This window comes from Burkholderia sp. ZZQ-2 (assembly GCF_050768715.1).
GTDB lineage: Bacteria > Pseudomonadota > Gammaproteobacteria > Burkholderiales > Burkholderiaceae > Burkholderia > Burkholderia cepacia.
Window position 1 is genome coordinate 79169 of the sequence record NZ_LDVA01000297.1, and the last position, 18270, is coordinate 97438.

Here is an 18270-nt window from a genome sequence, read left to right on the forward strand (position 1 = left end):
AGCCGGCGGATCTGAACGATCAGTCGGCGAGCGGCTGCGGCGCACGGCGCCGCTGCCAGTTTCTTTCACTGAAATGCAGATAGAGCAGGCCGGGCAGGCCGAGCGCGAGTTCGCGCGCGCGCTTCGCGAGCGACAGCGCGAGCGCCGCGTCGGGCGGCAGTCCGACCAGCGGCGCGAGCAGCAGGTAGCCGCCTTCCTGCGCGCCGAGCGAGCCCGGGATCGCGAAGGCCGCGCCACGAATGGCCTGGCCGACGCTCTCGAGCAGCAGCGCGTCGAGCCAGCTCACCGGGTGCCCGAGGAAGTGCAGCGCGAGCCACACTTCCGCGGTGCCGACGATCCAGCCGACGAGACTCAATGCGAACGTCTTCGCGACCTTCGCACGATCGCGGTACAGCGCGCCGACCGCGTCGTCGATTGCGTCGGCGCGGGTCGCCAGCGACGACCAGTCGCGCGGGCCGAGCAGCTTCGACGCGAGGCGCAGGCCACGGCCGAACAGCCCGCGCCGCTGCGCGACGTAGAACAGCGCGGCGAGGGCGCCGAGCACGCCGGTGGCGATCAGCGCGGGCGTGCGCAGATGCGCGACCGATTCGTGCGTGGCGTACAGGCTGAACGCGGCGATGCCGATCAGCGCGAACGCCATTTGCGAGAGCGCCTGCATCGTCGTGCTGACGGTGACGGCGGCCGCCGCGTCGGCCATCCGCGTGCCGCGCTGCGCGAGGTGGCGCACCATCAGCACGGGGCCGCCGATCTGCCCGGCGGGCAGCAGGCTGTTCACCGATTCGCCGACCCAGCGCGCGCGCAGCGCGTTGCGGAGTTCGGCGCCGGGCTGGCCGTGGCGGAACATCACGGAGATCGCCATCGCGTCGATCACGAGCGGCACGACGTGGAACGCCGCGACGAGCGCGAGCCCCCAGCCGGCCGCGAGGAACGTGGACGCGACCGCGCCGACGCCCTGCCAGGCGAGGAGTGCGACGAAGAGTGCGGTCCCGAGGGACAGCAGGATCAGGCCGGCGCGTGTCATGACCCGGTCGGGCGTCGCGTCGCCAGTTGCTTGAACACCTGGCGGAAGCCGAAATACGCGATCGCGTCCTTCATGTTCGAGATGAAGCGCTTCCACGGGCGCATGCCGGGGTTCGTCACGTATTCGAAGGTGAGCGACACGCGCATCTCGTTCTGGCCCAGCGGCGTGATGCGGTGGCGCAGCTTGTCGCCGTCGAACAGCACGATGCCACCGTCGGCGATCTGGACGGAGCCCGGTTCGTCGGCGACGTCCGGATTGCGCGTGTGCAGCTCGTAGTCGAGCCGGCACGACGATTCGTCGATCACGCCGATCAGCAGCGTATAGCGGCGGCCGTCGTAGTACGACGTGTCGTAATGCCAGCCGATGTGGTCGCCGGGCTTCGTGTAGTAATACAGCGCATACGCGTGCGGATCGTCGTCCGGCGACAGCATCAGCTTGTCGCCCGTGACCTTCTCCAGGAAGGAGATGAGCGCCTTCGAGCGATACAGCTCGGCGATGTACGGCGCCTGCTCGTCGATCGTATGGCGGCTGACGCTGCCGCCCTGCTTGTGGCCGGGCAGGTAATTGCGGTTCAGGCCGGCCTGCATCGCGCGGGCCGCCGCCGCGAGCTTCGCGTGCGCGTCGGCCGGCAGGAAGGCGTCGAGGTACAGGAACGAGCCCTGGCGCGTGTAGTCGCCGCGCAGGCGGTCGAGGTCGAGCGAACCGACGCAGTCGGCCACGGTGCGATCGGGATCGGCGGCCGCCGCGCGCGCAGGCGCGGGGCGTGCCGGGCTCAGCACGGAGTCGTCGCGCGTGCTAGGAGTCATTTGGAAGCCTGGATTTCAGTTGGATTCTGCGCGACGTTGCCGCGCCGGACGATGCGCCACCAGTCGATCACGACCCATGCGGCGAAGAGCGGGGCGCCGATCGACGCCGCGAGCAGGAACGGTTCGACGCCGTCGAAGAGCGTCACGAGCGGCAGCAGGTACAGCACGTCTTCGGTTTCGAAGCCGCCGGCGAACGCCTGCTTGGTGCCGGCCTTGCCGGCGATCGATTCGATCCGCATGCGCAGGAAGAAGATCAGCGCGACGGCGGCGCCGGCCACCGCGCCGAGCAGCACCGGCGACGCGGCCATCTGGCCGCCCTGGGCGACGATGCCGAGGCCCATGCTGACGAACAGCGCGATCGTGACGAGCGCGTCCGCCGCGAGGTCGTAAAAATGACCGATCTTGCTGGATTTCCCGCTGATGCGGGCGAGCTCGCCGTCGGTGTGGTCGACGAAGTTCGACAGCACGATCAGGAACGCGCCGGCATTGCTCCAGCCGAAGCCGCCGTGCGCGAGGCACCAGGCGCCGGCGAGGCCGATCAGCAGACGAACGGTGGTGAGGTGATTCGGGGTGACGGGCGTGTCGACGAGCGGTCGGACAAGCGAGCGCGCGAGCCGCGCATCCCAGGTGCGTGGCAGGGGCGGTTCGGAACGTGTGGCGGTTTTTCTTTGGTCCATCGGCGAAATATATACGGAATTGTAATTTGTTGCTTTTTATTCGATCAATGTCCTGACATGAGCGAGTGTTACCGCGTCTTGCAACGATCGGCCGACCGAAAAGCGCGTGCGCGAAAGGGCGGCCGAACGGGGCGGCGGGATCCGTATTCCAGTGTGGTTCGCGTCGCGCGCCTGTCAAGGGCGGACGGGCCTCACAGGCCGGTGCGGCGGTGTTTTTCGCGCTTCCCGGCGCGCGACGCGCGGCGCGTGCGAGCTTGACGTGCGTCAGGCCGGCACAACCGGCATCGGGTGACAATTGGCCGCGCCGGATGCGGCATCGACCATTGCCGATCGACAGGCGATGAATCGCAATGAAAATCCGTCGATTGATGTGTGCGGATTGGTGATCGTCGACCGATCGTTGTGTCCGATGCTTTCGTGCACCTTTCACGTGCATTCGAATTGAACGGGGCGCCTGTCACAGAACGGCCGTTCGATACGCGGCAAATCCGGCAACGATCTTTTTCATACGGCGGACATTTCGCGGCGACCGCCTCTGAGATACTCCGACCATGCCTGTGGTGCCGGCCGCCCGTCGCGGCCACAAGGGCTTCATGTCGCTCAGGAGACACCCCCAGCGACGTCAACGACAGACCAAAGCATCAGAATCCAGCCATGTCTTCATCACGCATCCTCGCTCCCGCCCTGCGTTCGCTCGTCCGCACCGCCGACGAAGCCGCCGCGCTGATCCGTCCCGGCATGACCGTCGCCATGAGCGGCTTCACGGGGTCGGGCTATCCGAAGGCCGTTCCGGCCGCGCTCGCCGCCCACATCGACGCGGCGCACGCGCGCGGCGAGGACTTCCGGATCAACGTGCTGACGGGTGCGTCGACCGCACCGGAACTCGACGGCGCGCTCGCCCGCACCAACGGCATCTCGATGCGCCTGCCGTACCAGTCCGACCCGACGCTGCGCGACAAGATCAACGGCGGCGAAGTCGACTACCAGGACGTCCACCTGAGCCACGTCGCGCAATACGCATGGTTCGGGCTGTACGGCGATCTCGATGTCGCGATCGTCGAAGTCGCGGGCATCCGCGAGGACGGGCTGCTGATTCCGTCCGCCTCGATCGGCAACAACAAGACATGGCTCGAACGCGCGAAGCACGTGATCCTCGAAGTCAACTCGCGCCAGCCGCTCGGCCTCGACGGGATGCACGACGTCTATTACGGCACCGCGCTGCCGCCGCACCGCAAGCCGATTCCGCTGACGAAAAGCGACGACCGGATCGGCGAGCCGTACCTGCGCTGCCCGGCCGACAAGATCGTCGCGATCGTCGAGACGGATGCACCGGATCGCAGCAACGCGTTCTCCGCGCCGGACGCCACCTCGAAGCAGATCGCGCACCAGCTGATCGATTTCCTGCGCCACGAAGTGAAGCGCGGCCGCCTGCCGGAAAACCTGCTGCCGCTGCAGTCGGGCGTCGGCAACATCACGAACGCGGTGCTCGCGGAGCTCAGCTCGGCCGGTTTCTCGAACCTGACCGCGTACACCGAAGTGATCCAGGACGGCATGCTCGACCTGCTCCAGGACGGCACGCTGAGCTTCGCATCGGCCACCGCGCTGTCGCTGAGCCCGGCCGCCGTGCAGCGCTTCGCCGACGAAATCGCGACGTTCCGCGAGAAGATCGTGCTGCGCCCGCAGGAGATCAGCAACCATCCGGAACTCGTGCGCCGTCTCGGCTGCATCGCGATGAACGGGATGATCGAGGCCGACATCTACGGCAACGTGAACTCGACGCACGTGATGGGCACGAAGATCCAGAACGGCATCGGCGGCTCGGGCGACTTCGCGCGCAACGGCTACCTGTCGTGCTTCATGTCGGCGAGTACCGCGAAGGGCGGCGCGATTTCGCGGATCGTGCCGATGGCGAGCCACGTCGACCATACCGAGCACGACGTCGCGGTGGTCGTCACCGAGCAGGGCCTTGCCGACCTGCGCGGCCTGTCGCCGAAGCAGCGTGCACGCAAGGTCATCGCGACCTGCGCGCATCCCGACTACCGGCCGATGCTCGAGGATTACTTCGAGCGTGCGTCGCGCGAGAGCTTCGGCAAGCACACGCCGCACCTGCTCGCCGAGGCGCTGTCGTGGCACGAGCGGTACGTGCGTACGGGGACGATGAAGGCCTGACGGTTCGGCCTGCGACGGGCGCGCGCCCGTCGCATCGTCAATCCATCGCCGCATGCGCGATCTCCACGCTCGCCGTTTTCTGCGGCGGGCGGATCAGCAGCAAAAGCGGAATCATCAGCAGCGTCGCGACGAACATCAGCTTGAAATCGTTCAGGTAGGCGATCATCGATGCCTGCTGGTTGATCGTGCGGTCGAGCAGCGCGAAGTCGAGACGGCTGCCGGCCATCGCCTGCACGGCCGGGTTGAACGGCGTGATCTGCGCGGCGAGATCGGCGTGCGACACCTGCGTGTTGCGCGTCATCAGCGTCTGCACGATCGAGATGCCGATACTGCTGCCGATGTTGCGCATCAGGCTGTAGGTGGCCGTGCCGTCCGCACGCAGGTCGGGCGGCAACGTCGAGAACGACAGCGCGCTCAGCGGCACGAACACGAGCCCCAGCCCGAAGCCCTGCACCACGCCCGGCCACACGATGTCCGCTTCGGACAGCACGACCGTGTACTGCATCATCTGCCATAGCGCGAGCGCGGAAATCGACAGCCCCGCGAGCAGCAGCATCCGCGCATCCACGTATTTCAGCAGCCTGCCGACGAACAGCATCGCGATCATCGTGCCGGCGCCGCTCGGCGCGGTGACGAGGCCCGTCGTCGCGACCGGGTAGCCCATCAGGTTCTGCAGCATCGGCGGCAGCAGCGCGCGCGTCGCGTACAGCACCGCGCCGACCACGAAGATGAACAGCGTGCCCGTCGCGAAGTTCGGGTCGCGCAGCAGTTCCGACTTGAAGAACGACGCCTTGCCGACGGTCGCGGTATGCACGAGGAAGAACGCGAAGCTGAGCGCCGCGACGATCGCCTCGATGCGGATCTCGTACGAGCCGAACCAGTCGAGCTGTTCGCCGCGGTCGAGCATCGCCTGGAACGCGCCGATCGCGAGCGCCAGCGTCGCGAAGCCGAACGCGTCGAATTTCACGTGCGGGCGCGGCGCGCGGGCGGGCAGGAAGGTCATCACGCCGGCCAGCGCGAATGCGCCGATCGGCACGTTGATGAAGAACACCCAGCGCCAGTTGTAGCTGTCGGTGAGCCAGCCGCCGAGCGTCGGGCCGAGGATCGGGCCGACCATCACGCCCATCCCCCAGATCGCCATCGCCTGGCCCTGCTTCTCGCGCGGGTTGATGTCGAGCAGGATCGACTGCGACAGCGGCACCAGCGCGGCGCCGAACACGCCCTGCAGCAGGCGGGCGCCGACAATCTGCACGAGTGTCTCGGACAGCCCGCACAGCGCGGATGCGACCGTGAAGCCCGCGATCGACACGATCAGCAGCCGTTTCACGCTGAGCCGGTCGGACAGCCAGCCGGTGAGCGGTGTCGCGATCGCCGCCGCGACGATGTAGGAGGTCAGCACCCACGTGATCTCGTCCTGCGATGCGGACAGCGTGCCTTGCATGTGCGGCAGCGCGACGTTCGCGATCGTGCTGTCGAGGGTCTGGATCAGCGTGGCGAGCATGATCGACAGGGTCAGCATCGGCCGGTTCAGGGCGGGTGAGGCGGGGGCGTCGGCGGCGGGGTTCAAGCGGGTGTCTCCATGGGGCGGTCGCCGTGGGCGGCGATCCGGTATCGCTGGAATTATAAGCACGCTTATTATAGATCCGCTTATCGCCTGGCCGCGAGCGATGGGCGGCCGTCGGCTTGACCCTATAATCCCCGCATGGACAAGACCTACGAGAACCGGATCGGCTACCTGATTTCTGACGTGGCCCGCCTGAACGGGCGCCTGTTCGACCGGCGCGCGAAGCGCATCGGGCTGACGCGCGCACAAAGCCGCGTGCTCGCATACCTGACGTGGAAGGGCGAGATGAATCAGGCGCGGCTCGCGGAATGGCTCGAGATCGCGCCGATCTCGCTTACCCGGTTGCTCGACCGGATGGAAAGTTATGGCTGGATCGAACGCGTCGCGAACGACGACGATCGCCGTGCATTCGTGATCCGGCTGACCGACAAGTCGCGCGAGATCTTTCCGCAGATGCTCGAAGTGGGTGACACCGTCGTCGACGACGGTTTGCGCGGCTTCACGCCCGACGAGCGCGATACGCTGGTGCGGCTGCTCGGGCGCGTGCGCCACAACCTGATCGACTGCGGCGGGGAGTGATGGGCAGCGTCATCCGGGCCGGCCGGATGAACGGGTTGACCGCTACGGGAATACCGGGTGGTCGTGCGCAGGCGTGCCACGTTGGCCCGTATGACGGCATGGGCGTGGTCATTGCCGTTGCCGTTATGTCGGCGCGGCCATCACTCGGCTCGCGCGGGACAAAGCGCCCGCCACACTTCGACGAAGCGCTTGTGCGGGCGTCGACGTCGGCTCCGTGGAGCCGGCGCTACCCGTCAAGGCTTCGGCAAGACGGTGTGCTCAACGGGGCAGCGCTGCCAGCGTGAACGCCGCCAGATAAAGCCCCACGCCATACGACAGATGCGCGATGACACTGCGCCGGCGCGCGACGCCCGGGTGCGGCGTGCGCGACGCCGCGATGCCGAGGCCGAAGGCGGGCTGCATCACGAAGAACGGCGCGACCACGCTGGCGATGCCGGCGACGAGCGTGGGGAGCGGTGTCGGTGTGCCGATCCATGCCGTGCCCGCGATCGCGACGGGCAGCGCCGCGTACGCGATGCCGATCGCGTAATGCGCGATCCAGCCGAGCGTGCGTTCGCCTGGCACGGGCGGCGCGGCGGCGATCGACACATGCCGGAACCGGCCTTGCATCATGTGACTGATCCAGCGGCCGACCAGCGCATAGTCGAGCGACGGAATGCCGAATGCACGTCGGCGCAACAGCGCCCACAGATCCATCACGAGCGTGGCGCCCGTGCCGATCAGCAACAGGTTGAGCAGGACATCGGACAGGCTCATCGCGAACCACCGGCGCGGAGGGCGACGGCTGCGCGGCGCAGCGGGATACAGCGTGGATTCGGCGGTTTCATGGCAGTCAGGGCTTGTCTTTATGGAGTCGAGCGCCTATCTTGCAACCTCAAGTTCACTTGAGGTCAAGCATGAGTCGGCTGGACATTGCGGATGTGGCGCGGCGCTCGGGATTGCCCGCGTCGACGCTGCGCTACTACGAGGAAAAGGGGCTGATCGTCCCGATCGGCCGCCACGGGCTGCGGCGGCAATACGACGAGTCGGTGCTGGAGCGCCTGGCACTGATCGCGCTGGGCCGCGAGGCCGGTTTTTCGCTCGACGACATCCTCGCGATGGTGGACACGGGCGGCCTGCCTGCGATCGATCGCGCGAAGCTCGACAGCAAGGCCGACGAACTCGACCGCACGATCCGCCGTCTCGGCGCCGTGCGCGATGCGCTGCGGCACGCGGCCGTGTGCCCGGCGGTGAACCATCTCGAATGCCCGTCGTTCCAGAAGCTGCTGCGCATTGCCGCGCATCGCAATCCGGCGCGTCGCGCGAAGGGGGAGGGCGCATAGGTGTAGCGGGCCTGCGCGATGTGCGGGTGGCATCAGCAGTCCGGCGGCAGGGCGGCGGCGCCGCCATTTCCGGCCGGAATTCGAAAACGAAAGCAGGAACAACGGGGTTGACGCGTGTCGTTATTGCTTGCGCCATTGCTGGTGCTTTATGTGCTTCCGGCCGCGTACGCGGCATCGAAGGTCGGGCCGCACTACGGATTTCTCGCGGGGTGCGCGACGATGGCGGTCGTGCTGGCGGCGCAGACAGCCCTGCTGGCGTGGGGAACTGCCTGGGTGAAGCGACGGCGTGGGGGTATCGGGCAGCCCGAGACGGCCGCGCAGGCCGTACCGGCCGACAGTCCGGACGACGAACCGGCTGACGGCGCCGAAGACCCGCCCGACGTACCGCTTCGATACGGCGAGCATGCACGATTCAAGCAAGTGGATCCGATGGCTGGCGACGCGCGCTCCGACGTCGCGCGCTATTTCTACGACAACGCGAAGCAGGCGATCGAATCGTATGTGGACGTCGAGACGGGGCACGGCGATTCGGGCGCGTCGATGGTGTCGATGGCCGAACTTGCCGTCGAGGATGGGGGGCCGGCCGCGCCGCCTGACCACACGCTGACCGTGTTCGTGTCGAACGACGGCGCATGGTCGGGGTTCCGCGTGGGCGACGACAGCTTCCGCTTCCGTCACGGCGCGATCACGAGATTGCGGCTCACGCGGGTGATACCGATACGCTGGAAGGGCGGCTACACGGTGACGTTGTGGTTCGATGTGCCGAACCGGAAAAGCGGCGCCGATTACGTGTCGTATTCGACCTGGTTCGATCTCGCGGTGGAATATTCCGGTCGCCGCACACGCGCGCTCACTCATGCCTGTCGCGAGATCGCGTCCGTGCTCGGCGTGGCGTTCGACGTCGACGAAACCTCCGACGACTGACTGACTCAGCCCGCGTAGTACACGCGGCACTCCTGCTCGCGCCCGCGTACGATGCGCTTGCCGACGAGCGAGCCGACCGTTTCGGTGAAGACGGTGCGCTGGTGTTCGCGCTGCCCGGCGTCGTAGAAATAGAGCGAGACCCAGTCGGTCGGGCGGGAGGCCTCCGGCGTGCGCATCGCGGCAAGCAGGCACAGTGCCGTGAAATGCCAGCCGCCCTTGGTCATGTGCATCACGGGCGACGGCACGTAACCGTCCACGTTCAGGCGCCGATGCGCGAGCGTCGGCAACACGCCGGCGGCGGCCTTGTTGCGGTACAGGCGGTCGATGTAGAGCAGCAGTTCGACGGGGGGCTCGGTGCCGGGGCCGGCGTCCTGCACGTGGCCCTGCCAGCGCCGGCGGCGGCTCAGCACGTCGTCGAGCGCGGTGCGGATGCCGGCTGCGCGCCGCGGTCCGACGCCCGAGATCGTTTCGAGCTGGCCGTTGCGGGCCGCGCGTTCGAGCTCCTCGAGCGTATCGATGTGAAGCAGGTCGTGAATGCGTAACGCGAGCGCGTGGCCGATACCCGGCACCGCTTCGAATGCGGAGGTGCGTACGGCGTCGCCGCACAGCCGGTCGAGCTGCCGCCAGCGCCCGGTCACCAGCAGCTCGGCAATCGCCTGGGCGACGCCCGTGCCGATCTCGGGCAACGTACCGAGCGCATCGACGCCGCCGGACTCGAACAGCGTGCGGATGTCGAGGTCGAGCGCTTCGACCGTGCCGGCCGACGCGCGGTACGCGGCGACCCGGTAAGGATTCGCGCCCTGGTCAGCCAGCCGTTGCGCGGCCTCGCGCAGGCAGGCCGCGATATGCCGGTTTTCCTCGTACGTTTGGCTGGCGCTCGTCTGCATCGCGAGGGACCCGGGGAAGCACAAACGGAATGGACACGGCGAACGATGCGCCGGTCGGCTTTTCATCATTGTCGCGACACGCGTTGAAGAAAACTTGACGCACGTCAATAGCAAACGTAGCACAGGTGCGAGGTGCACGGTCGTGCCGGTAGGGGCACGACCGTGCGTCGCGTGATGCGGTCACGCGTCGAGAAACGACTGCGCGTTCTCGGCCTCGGCGGCCGTGCGCAGCGCGGCGAGCGCCCGTTTCTCGATCTGGCGCACGCGTTCGCGCGACATGCCGGCGTCGTGCGCGATCGCATCGTAGGTATCGGGCTCGGCGCCGCCGAGACCGAACCGCCGGCGCAGCACGTCGGCCTCGGCCGGCGTGACCGACCGGAGCAGCGACCGCACACACTCGCGCATGCGCGTGTCCGCCAGTTGCTCGAACGGGCTGGCCGACGCCTGGTCCTCGATCAACTCCACGAGGCCGGTGTCCGCGTCGGGCAGCGGCGCATCGAGCGACACGGGCTCGGCAGGCAGCGCGAGCACTGCACGCAGCTTGTCCTCGTCGAGGCCGGTTTCGGCCGCGAGTTCGGCCGGCGTCGCCCGGCGCCCCGTGCGCTGGTGAAAACGCAGCGCATGCCGTTGTACACGCTGGTACTGGTCGCCCACGTGCACGGGCACGCGGATCGTGCGTGCGCGATCCGCGACCGCGCGCGCGATCGCCTGGCGGATCCACCAGGTCGCATAGGTCGAGAACTTGAACCCGCGCCGGTATTCGAATTTCTCGATCGCACGCATCAGGCCGAGGCTGCCGTCCTGCACGAGATCGGGCAGGTCGACGCCGCGGTTCATGTACTTGCGCGCGATCGACAGCACGAGCCGCAGGTTCGCCTCGAGCATCGCGCGCGTGGCGTCGCGCACTTTCTGCTGGCCGTCGGCGAGCGCTGCGGCGAGTGCCCGCCGCGCGACCGCGTCGAAGCTGGCGGCTTCGCCTGCTTCGGTGCCATGCGGCGCGGACGCGAGCGTGCCCACGACGCGGCTCGCGTCGTCGACCGCCGGTGCGAGCCACGCGATCGAGCCCAGCAGGGCGGCCATGCGGTTACGCGCGTCACGGTATTCGTCCGAACGGACGCCATGCGCGTGCAACGCGCCGCGCAGGGCCGCGACGGCCGTCTGCAGTGCGTCGTAGCTGGCCGGCGCGGGCGTGTCGGGGGCGTCGCCGTCGGAAGCCCCGGCGCCGCCGGTCGTCGCCGTCGCGCGGTGACGCGCAAGCAACGAGTCGACCGCCGCCGGATAGCCGGCGATCGCATGCAGGATCTGGTGACGGCCCGTCTCGAGTTCGCGGGCAAGCACGATTTCGCCTTCGCGCGTGAGCAGCGGCACCGCCTGCATGCGCCGCATGTAGAGCGCGAGCGGGTCGGTCGACGCGCTCGTGCCGCGTGCGAGGTCGCCGAGCATCGCGCGGCCTTCGTCGAGCGCATCGCGATCGACGTCGACCGGCGACGAACCGGCGAACGGCGCAGGCGCGGCCGGCTCGTCGAGCACGGCGATGCCGATGTCGGCGAGTGCGGCGCGCACGACGTCGAGCGCGTCGGGGCTGTCGCTTTCGGGCGGCAGCGCGTCGACGAGGTCGGCGTGGGTCAGATAACCCTGTTCGCCGGCGAGCGCCAGCAACTGGATGATCGGATCGAGCGGCGTGTCCGCCCGGGGAGTGGGGCGTGGCGTAGTCATGTCGATGGCGGCGTGAGCCGCGCTCCTGTCTGGGCGGGCCGAAGCCCGCCGGTTTCGGGCCGCCGGTTGCTCGCGAACCCCGTCCGCGCCGGCCAGCCTGACATCGTTCAAGTTGAGGGCATTTGCGCGAACTTCAACGCGAGCGCGGCAGACCTGCCAGCATGCGGCGTGCCTGCGCGCGCGTCTGGTGCTGGAAACAAAAAGTAACCGATCATACCGGGCGGAAATCTGCAGGGGACGTAAGCTAGAGTCAGGCGCGCAGCCTGGCTGCGCAGCGCAGATTCCGCCGGAGCAAGAAATGACCCCGATTCCTGCCGCGAGGTATGCGGTATTCGCGTTGACCACGCTGGCCCTCGGCGGCTGTTATTACACGAGTCCGTACGGCTATGCGCCGTATTACGCGCCGGCGCCGGCCACGCTGACGCAGCGCGAGATACCCGTCACGCCGGCTGCACCGGGTAGCGCCGCATCGAGCCAGGGCTCGACGGCGGTCGCGCCGCCCGTGGCCGACCCGGCTCCCGTCTACGTCGCGCCGGCCTATCCGCCGCCGTATCCCTATCCGTATCCGTACTATGCCCCCGCGTATTACCCGGGCTGGTACGGCTGGGGAGCGCCGGCGATCTCGGTCGGCTTCTGGGGCGGCTGGGGCGGTGGCTACTGGCGCGGACGCGGCGGGTACTGGCATCGTCCGTGGGGTGGCGGCCACTGGGGCGGCGGCCATTGGGGTGGCGGCTGGGGCGGGCATCGGCACTGACCGGCGCGCGGCGGCACCGCGCGGGAGAGCATCATGAGGAATTCGATTGTCCGAAGTCTGTACGTCGTCCTGCTCGGCCTCGCGGCCGCGCCGGGCGTCGCCGACGCGCAGAGCAGCGCCTACACGAACTCGCCGGCCGAACTGTTTGCGGGGCCGGCGCCCGACTATCCGGTGGTAGCGCAGATTCCGCCCGACACGGCGCTGGACGTCTTCGGCTGCCTGAGCGACTACTCGTGGTGCGACGTCGCGCTGCCGGGCGTGCGCGGCTGGATCGATGCGCAGTTGCTCGAGTATCCGTACCAGGGTAGCTACGTGCCGTTGCTCGAATACGGCGCGATCATCGGGGTTCCGGTGACGGGATTCGCGATCGCCGCGTACTGGGATCGTTATTACCGGCACCGTCCGTGGTATCACGACCGCGATCGCTGGGCGCATCGTCCGGAACCGCGGCTCGGTCCCGGAGGCATGCCGCCGGGACAAGGCCGTCCGCAACCGGGCGGGCCGATGCAGGTTGCACCGGGCGGCCCGCCGCCCGTGCACGACGCGCGGCCGTCGGCTGCACGCGGCGGCTGGAACGGCGCGATCCGCACACCGCCGCCGGCAGCACCGGCGCCTTCACCGATGCCGGGCGGGGCGGGCAACGCGCGTCCGACTAGCCCGCCGCCCGCGCCGGGAGGCGAGGCGCGTCCGATGCCGCCGGCGATGCACCAGGGAGGCGAGGCGCGTCCGATGCCGCCACCGATGCACCAGGGAGGCGAGGCGCGTCCGATGCCGCCACCGATGCACCAGGGAGGCGACGCGCGTCCGATGCCGCCGCCGGTGCGTCAGGGAGGCGGGGGCGGCGGCGGTTATGCGCGGCCGCAAGGTGGTGGAAACGGTGGCGGTAACCACGGTGGTGGCGGAGGCGGTGGCCCCGAAGATTTCCGTCACTGATGTCGCCGGCGCTGGGGATTCCCGGGCGCCGGACGAAAAAAAAGCCGCTCCGGAGAGCGGCTTCCACAGCGGCGCGGGCGGGGTGTCCTAGCCCAGCCTGACCGGCTGCGCGTGGCGGGCAGCCGGCCGTACTACTCGCGTCAGTCGTCGAGCAACGACAGGTCGCGCACGGCACCCTTGTCGGCGGACATGACCAGCTTCGCGTAGGCCTTCAGCGCCGCGGACACCTTGCGCGGACGCGGCTGCGCAGGCTTCCAGCCCTTCGCGTTCTGCTCTTCGCGGCGGCGCGCCAGCTCTTCGTCGGACACGAGCACGTTGATCGTGCGGTTCGGGATGTCGATGCGGATCTTGTCGCCGTCGCGCACGAGGCCGATCGCGCCGCCCGCCGCGGCTTCCGGCGAGCAGTGGCCGATCGACAGGCCCGACGTGCCGCCCGAGAAGCGGCCGTCCGTCAGCAGCGCGCATGCCTTGCCGAGCCCCTTCGACTTGATGTAGCTGGTCGGGTAGAGCATCTCCTGCATGCCGGGGCCGCCTTTCGGGCCTTCGTAGCGGACGATCACGATATCGCCGGCCTTGACCTTGTCGTTGAGGATGTTCTCGACCGCTTCATCCTGCGATTCGGTCACGTGAGCCGAGCCTTCGAACACGTGGATGCTCTCGTCGACGCCGGCCGTCTTCACCACGCAGCCGTCGAGCGCGATGTTGCCCGTCAGCACGGCGAGGCCGCCTTCCTTCGAGAACGCATGCTCGTACGAGCGGATGCAGCCTTCGGCGCGGTCGAGGTCGAGGCTCGGCCAGCGCGTGTCCTGGCTGAACGCGACCTGCGTCGGGATGCCGGCCGGGCCGGCCAGGTAGAACGTGCGGACCGCATCGTCCTGCGTGCGGACGATGTCCCACTGGTCGAGCGCATCCTTCAGCGACGGCGCGTGCACGGTCGGCACGTCGGTGTGCAGCTTGCCGGCGCGGTCGAGCTCGCCGAGGATCGCCATGATGCCGCCTGCGCGGTGCACGTCCTCGATGTGGTACTTGTTCGTGTTCGGCGCGACCTTGCACAGCTGCGGCACGACGCGCGACAGGCGGTCGATGTCCTTCATCGTGAAGTCGATGCCGGCTTCCTGCGCGATCGCAAGCAGGTGCAGGATCGTGTTGGTCGAACCGCCCATCGCGATGTCGAGCGTCATGGCGTTCTCGAACGCCTTGAAGCCCACCGAGCGCGGCAGCACGCGTTCGTCGTCCTGCTCGTAGTGCTGGCGGGCGAGCTCGACGATCCGGCGGCCGGCGCGCTTGAACAGCTGCTCGCGATCGGCGTGCGTGGCCACCACCGTGCCGTTGCCGGGCAGCGACAGGCCGAGCGCTTCGGTCAGGCAGTTCATCGAATTCGCGGTGAACATGCCCGAGCACGAACCGCAGGTCGGGCAGGCCGAGCGTTCGACTTCAGCGACGTCGGCGTCCGAATACGACGGGTCGGCCGCGATCACCATCGCGTCGACGAGGTCGAGCTTCTTCAGTTCGACGGTCTTGGTGACCGGGTTCGCGAGGCGCGTCTTGCCGGCTTCCATCGGGCCGCCCGACACGAAGATCACCGGGATATTCAGGCGCATCGCGGCCATCAGCATCCCCGGCGTGATCTTGTCGCAGTTCGAGATGCAGACCATCGCGTCCGCGCAGTGCGCGTTCACCATGTATTCGACCGAATCCGCGATGATGTCGCGGCTCGGCAGCGAATACAGCATGCCGTCGTGGCCCATTGCGATGCCGTCGTCGACCGCGATCGTGTTGAATTCCTTCGCGACGCCGCCGGCAGCCTCGATCTCCCGCGCGACGAGCTGGCCGAGATCCTTCAGGTGCACGTGCCCGGGCACGAACTGGGTGAACGAGTTGACGACCGCGATGATCGGCTTCGAGAAATCGTCGTCTTTCATGCCGGTGGCGCGCCAGAGCGAGCGCGCACCCGCCATGTTGCGGCCGGCGGTGGAGGTTTTGGAACGGTAAGTGGGCATTGTCGTTGCTGAAGAAATATCGCGGGAAAAGGGTGGAGGCACGGGGAATAAGGGCCTCTCTCGCGCCCGTGCGAACAACCTCTTGAGCTGCGCCCTGGGCAAACCCGGCGATTATCCCACAGCCGCCGCGGGCGTGGCGCCCGCGGGGCCGGCAACCGGCGCCGCAGGCGTGCCCGGCGTAAAACGTGCCGAAGGCCGCGGGACGGCCGCGCGACCGGGCGGGGAGCCGACCGGGCCGCGCATCGATCGGTGATCGCCGCGCGATCCGGCCCCGTGCGCGGGCGATCAGTCGAGCAGCGTCAGGATCTCGTCGTACAGCGCCTTCGGAATCCGCACGCCGTTCGCGATGCTGCGCGCGCGGGCGTCGAAGCGCCGTTGCGACGGCAGCCGCGCGCCCTGCGCGACGATCGATTCGAACATCCGCTCGCCGCGCGCGAGCCCGGTATCGAGATCGTCGCCGAGGAACACCTTCGGGTCGAAGGCGATCACGAGTTCGCCATGGCACGGCGTCGCGCCGACGCCTTCGTCGAAGTCCATCGACTCGCGGCTCGTCATGTCGCCGATCAGCGCGCCGCCGAGCAACTCGACCATCGCCGCGAGCGCCGACCCCTTGTGACCGCCGAACGTGCGCATCGCGCCCTGCAGCGCGGCCTTCGGATCGGTGGTCGGCCGGCCCTCGGCGTCGATCGCCCATTCCGGGGGGATCGCCTTGCCTTGCTTCGCATGCAGCTCGATGTCGCCGCGTGCGATCGCGCTCGTCGCGAAGTCGAACACGAACGGCACGCCGCCCGGGCGCGGCCACGCGAACGCGATCGGGTTCGTGCCGAACACGGGCTCCCTGCCGCCTTCCGGCGCGACCCAGCTATGGCTCGGATTCATCGCGATGCCGACCAGCCCCTCGGCCGCGATCGCCTCGACTTCCGGCCACAGCGCGGAGAAGTGGTAGCAATGGTTGATCGTCATCGCGGCGATGCCGTGCTGTTTCGCCATCTCGACGAGCACGGGCAGGCCCGTTTCGAAACTCAACAGCGAGAAGCCGCGATGCGCGTCGACCGCGACGATCGACGACGACAGCCGGCGCAGCGTCGGCACGGCCTGCGGATCGACCTTGCCCTTCTTCAGCGAACGCACGCACACGAGCAGCCGGTACACGCCATGCGAATGGCATTCGTCGCGCTGACCCTGCGTGATCACGTTGGCGATGGCCCGGGCATGGGCGTCGGACATGCCGTGGTGCGTCAGCACGCGCAGCGCGAGCGCATGGACTTCATCGAGCGACAGGACGACTTCGGCGGTTTGCTCAGACATGGTTCACCTCGCGCGGCGCGGGCACGCCGTCGATGCGCTGCGGCACGTTCAGCGGATTGCCGTTGCGGATCGCGTCCGGCAACAGCGCATCCGGCAGGTCCTGATACGACACCGGGCGCAGGAAGCGCTCGATCGCTCGCGCGCCGACGGACGTCGTGCGCGTGTCGGACGTCGCCGGGAACGGGCCGCCGTGCACCATCGCATGGCCGACCTCGACGCCCGTGCCGAAGCCGTTGACGAGAATGCGGCCGGCCTTGCGCTCGAAGGTCGGGCGCAGCGCGGTGAACAGGGCGGCGTCGCCGTCGGCGAGATGCGCGGCGATCGTCAGCTGGCCTTCGAGCGACTTCAGCACGCGATGCAGCGTGTCGGCGTCCGGGCAGCGCACGAGCAGCGAAGCGGGGCCGAAGACTTCTTCGCGCAGCTCGGGATGCGCGACAAACGCGTCGGCCGAGGTCGCCAGCAGGGCGGCGCGGGCCTGCAGCCGGTCGCCTTCCGCGCCTTGCGCGAGCAGCTCGACCGCAGCGTGAGCGCGCAGCGCCGCGACACCGCCTTCGTAGCTGGCGTGAATGTGCGGCGTCAGCATCGTTTGCGCGGGCGCTGCACGCACCGCGGCGGCGGCCGTTTCCTCGAACGCGCGCAAGGCAGGGCCGTCGACCGCGAGCACGAGGCCCGGATTCGTGCAGAACTGGCCGGCGCCGAGCGTGAGCGACGCGACGAACTGCGGCGCGATCGTGTCGTGACGCGCGTCGAGCGCGGCGGGAAACAGCAGCACGGGGTTGATCGAGCTCATTTCCGCATAGACGGGAATCGGCTCGGGGCGTGCGGCCGCGATGTGCATCAGCGCGACGCCGCCGCGGCGCGAGCCGGTGAAACCGACGGCCTTGATGCGCGGATCGGCGACGAGCGCCTGGCCGATCTCGCGCGATGCGTCGAACAGCAGCGAGAACACGCCGGCGGGCATTCCGCATTCGCGCGCGGCCTGCTGGATCGCGCGGCCGACGAGTTCCGACGTGCCGGGGTGCGCCGAATGCGCCTTGACGATCACCGGGCAGCCGGCCGCGAGCGCCGACGCCGTATCGCCGCCGGCGACCGAGAACGCGAGCGGGAAATTCGACGCGCCGAACACGGCGACGGGCCCGACCGCGACGTTGCGCAGGCGCAGGTCGACGCGCGGCAGCGGCTTGCGTTCGGGGCGCGCCGGATCGATCCGCGCGTCGAGAAAGCCGCCGTCGCGCACGAGCGACGCGAACAGCGCGAGCTGGCCGACCGTACGGCCGCGCTCGCCTTCGATGCGGGCGCGCGGCAGGCCCGTTTCGACGACGCAGCGCTCGATCAGGTCGTCGCCGAGCGCCATGATGTGGCGGCCGATCGCGTCGAGAAACGCTGCCCGTGCTTCGAGTGACGTTTCGCGATAGATGTCGAACGCGTCGTCGGCGAGCGCGCAGGCCGTCTCCAGGTCGTGCAGGCTCGCGCCGCCGAAGGCGGGCTCGAGCCGTTCGCCGGTGGCGGCGGCGATCGCGTGGAGGGTGCCGTTCTGTCCGGCGACGGCGGACTGGCCGATCAGGAGCTGACCTGTGAGTTGCATGGTTTTCCTCGGAAAATGCAGGGGC

Annotated in this window: 16 protein-coding genes; 6 read left to right on the forward strand and 10 right to left on the reverse strand. The window is 68.8% G+C overall.

Annotation, left to right across the window (positions count from 1 at the left end; translation table 11 throughout):
- Window positions 1-19: 19 nt before the first annotated feature.
- From ABY44_RS26285 to ABY44_RS26295, 3 genes are read right to left on the reverse strand one after another with little or no spacing between them, the layout of a single operon-like run.
- Window positions 20-1021 carry an HpnL family protein gene (locus ABY44_RS26285; RefSeq protein ID WP_027791323.1) on the reverse strand — a complete coding sequence of 334 codons (1002 nt, stop codon included), beginning with the start codon at window positions 1019-1021 and terminating at the stop codon, window positions 20-22.
- Window positions 1018-1827: a HalD/BesD family halogenase gene (locus tag ABY44_RS26290; protein ID WP_059485097.1), complete on the reverse strand. Its 810-nt coding sequence runs from the start codon at window positions 1825-1827 to the stop codon at window positions 1018-1020. Before ABY44_RS26290 ends, ABY44_RS26285 begins: the two co-directional genes overlap by 4 nt.
- Window positions 1824-2504: a CDP-alcohol phosphatidyltransferase family protein gene (locus tag ABY44_RS26295; protein ID WP_021162080.1), complete on the reverse strand. Its 681-nt coding sequence runs from the start codon at window positions 2502-2504 to the stop codon at window positions 1824-1826. Before ABY44_RS26295 ends, ABY44_RS26290 begins: the two co-directional genes overlap by 4 nt.
- A 654-nt stretch (window positions 2505-3158) precedes the next feature.
- Here ABY44_RS26295 and ABY44_RS26300 point away from each other — a divergent pair.
- On the forward strand, window positions 3159-4673 hold the full coding sequence (locus ABY44_RS26300; RefSeq protein WP_027791325.1) for an acetyl-CoA hydrolase/transferase family protein: 1515 nt from the start codon (window positions 3159-3161) through the stop codon (window positions 4671-4673).
- Window positions 4674-4710: 37 nt separating this feature from the next.
- Here the strand turns inward: ABY44_RS26300 and ABY44_RS26305 are convergent, their stop codons facing one another.
- Window positions 4711-6240 (reverse strand): DHA2 family efflux MFS transporter permease subunit, encoded by a 1530-nt coding sequence (locus ABY44_RS26305; protein WP_027791326.1) that lies wholly within the window; start codon window positions 6238-6240, stop codon window positions 4711-4713.
- A 135-nt stretch (window positions 6241-6375) separates the two neighbouring features.
- Here ABY44_RS26305 and ABY44_RS26310 point away from each other — a divergent pair, with 135 nt between their 5' ends.
- Complete coding sequence (locus ABY44_RS26310; protein ID WP_060171202.1) at window positions 6376-6816, forward strand: MarR family winged helix-turn-helix transcriptional regulator; 441 nt, start codon at window positions 6376-6378, stop codon at window positions 6814-6816.
- A 258-nt stretch (window positions 6817-7074) separates the two neighbouring features.
- Here ABY44_RS26310 and ABY44_RS26315 read toward each other — a convergent pair whose 3' ends face one another.
- Window positions 7075-7572: a DUF2938 domain-containing protein gene (locus ABY44_RS26315; RefSeq protein WP_431642635.1), complete on the reverse strand. Its 498-nt coding sequence runs from the start codon at window positions 7570-7572 to the stop codon at window positions 7075-7077.
- A 140-nt stretch (window positions 7573-7712) separates the two neighbouring features.
- Between ABY44_RS26315 and ABY44_RS26320 the strand changes: the two genes are divergently transcribed.
- Window positions 7713-8138 carry a helix-turn-helix domain-containing protein gene (locus ABY44_RS26320; protein WP_060171198.1) on the forward strand — a complete coding sequence of 142 codons (426 nt, stop codon included), beginning with the start codon at window positions 7713-7715 and terminating at the stop codon, window positions 8136-8138.
- 114 nt (window positions 8139-8252) lie between these two features.
- Window positions 8253-9062, forward strand: coding sequence for a hypothetical protein (locus ABY44_RS26325; protein ID WP_155637848.1), 810 nt, complete (start codon window positions 8253-8255; stop codon window positions 9060-9062).
- Window positions 9063-9067: 5 nt separating this feature from the next.
- Here ABY44_RS26325 and ABY44_RS26330 read toward each other — a convergent pair whose 3' ends face one another.
- Both ABY44_RS26330 and ABY44_RS26335 read right to left on the reverse strand, forming a co-directional pair.
- Complete coding sequence (locus ABY44_RS26330; protein WP_021162072.1) at window positions 9068-9949, reverse strand: helix-hairpin-helix domain-containing protein; 882 nt, start codon at window positions 9947-9949, stop codon at window positions 9068-9070.
- A 180-nt stretch (window positions 9950-10129) separates the two neighbouring features.
- Complete coding sequence (locus tag ABY44_RS26335; protein WP_175757395.1) at window positions 10130-11665, reverse strand: sigma-70 family RNA polymerase sigma factor; 1536 nt, start codon at window positions 11663-11665, stop codon at window positions 10130-10132.
- A gap of 298 nt (window positions 11666-11963) precedes the next feature.
- Between ABY44_RS26335 and ABY44_RS26340 the strand changes: the two genes are divergently transcribed.
- Window positions 11964-12419: a hypothetical protein gene (locus tag ABY44_RS26340; protein ID WP_060171193.1), complete on the forward strand. Its 456-nt coding sequence runs from the start codon at window positions 11964-11966 to the stop codon at window positions 12417-12419.
- A gap of 33 nt (window positions 12420-12452) precedes the next feature.
- A complete protein-coding gene (locus ABY44_RS26345) occupies window positions 12453-13352 on the forward strand; it encodes an SH3 domain-containing protein (protein ID WP_060171191.1) in 900 nt (299 codons plus the stop codon).
- 140 nt (window positions 13353-13492) lie between these two features.
- Here ABY44_RS26345 and ilvD read toward each other — a convergent pair whose 3' ends face one another.
- From ilvD to ABY44_RS26360, 3 genes are all read right to left on the reverse strand, one after another.
- Entirely contained in the window at window positions 13493-15352 is a 1860-nt protein-coding gene (gene ilvD, locus ABY44_RS26350) for a dihydroxy-acid dehydratase (protein WP_027791333.1), read from the reverse strand.
- Window positions 15353-15637: 285 nt separating this feature from the next.
- Complete coding sequence (locus tag ABY44_RS26355) at window positions 15638-16660, reverse strand: Ldh family oxidoreductase (protein WP_060171188.1); 1023 nt, start codon at window positions 16658-16660, stop codon at window positions 15638-15640.
- A complete protein-coding gene (locus ABY44_RS26360; RefSeq protein ID WP_060171186.1) occupies window positions 16653-18245 on the reverse strand; it encodes an aldehyde dehydrogenase (NADP(+)) in 1593 nt (530 codons plus the stop codon). The genes ABY44_RS26355 and ABY44_RS26360 overlap by 8 nt, the downstream gene beginning before the upstream one ends.
- Window positions 18246-18270 lie beyond the last annotated feature (25 nt).

Coding starts and splice junctions, on each gene's coding strand:
- ABY44_RS26330 (WP_021162072.1), bottom strand. CDS start 9,949: ATGCAGACGAGCGCCAGCCAAACGTACGAGGAAAACCGGCATATCGCG.
- ABY44_RS26295 (WP_021162080.1), bottom strand. CDS start 2,504: ATGGACCAAAGAAAAACCGCCACACGTTCCGAACCGCCCCTGCCACGC.
- ABY44_RS26290 (WP_059485097.1), bottom strand. CDS start 1,827: ATGACTCCTAGCACGCGCGACGACTCCGTGCTGAGCCCGGCACGCCCC.
- ABY44_RS26355 (WP_060171188.1), bottom strand. CDS start 16,660: ATGTCTGAGCAAACCGCCGAAGTCGTCCTGTCGCTCGATGAAGTCCAT.
- ABY44_RS26315 (WP_431642635.1), bottom strand. CDS start 7,572: ATGAGCCTGTCCGATGTCCTGCTCAACCTGTTGCTGATCGGCACGGGC.
- ABY44_RS26310 (WP_060171202.1), top strand. CDS start 6,376: ATGGACAAGACCTACGAGAACCGGATCGGCTACCTGATTTCTGACGTG.
- ABY44_RS26340 (WP_060171193.1), top strand. CDS start 11,964: ATGACCCCGATTCCTGCCGCGAGGTATGCGGTATTCGCGTTGACCACG.
- ABY44_RS26300 (WP_027791325.1), top strand. CDS start 3,159: ATGTCTTCATCACGCATCCTCGCTCCCGCCCTGCGTTCGCTCGTCCGC.
- ABY44_RS26360 (WP_060171186.1), bottom strand. CDS start 18,245: ATGCAACTCACAGGTCAGCTCCTGATCGGCCAGTCCGCCGTCGCCGGA.
- ilvD (WP_027791333.1), bottom strand. CDS start 15,352: ATGCCCACTTACCGTTCCAAAACCTCCACCGCCGGCCGCAACATGGCG.
- ABY44_RS26335 (WP_175757395.1), bottom strand. CDS start 11,665: ATGACTACGCCACGCCCCACTCCCCGGGCGGACACGCCGCTCGATCCG.
- ABY44_RS26345 (WP_060171191.1), top strand. CDS start 12,453: ATGAGGAATTCGATTGTCCGAAGTCTGTACGTCGTCCTGCTCGGCCTC.
- ABY44_RS26285 (WP_027791323.1), bottom strand. CDS start 1,021: ATGACACGCGCCGGCCTGATCCTGCTGTCCCTCGGGACCGCACTCTTC.
- ABY44_RS26320 (WP_060171198.1), top strand. CDS start 7,713: ATGAGTCGGCTGGACATTGCGGATGTGGCGCGGCGCTCGGGATTGCCC.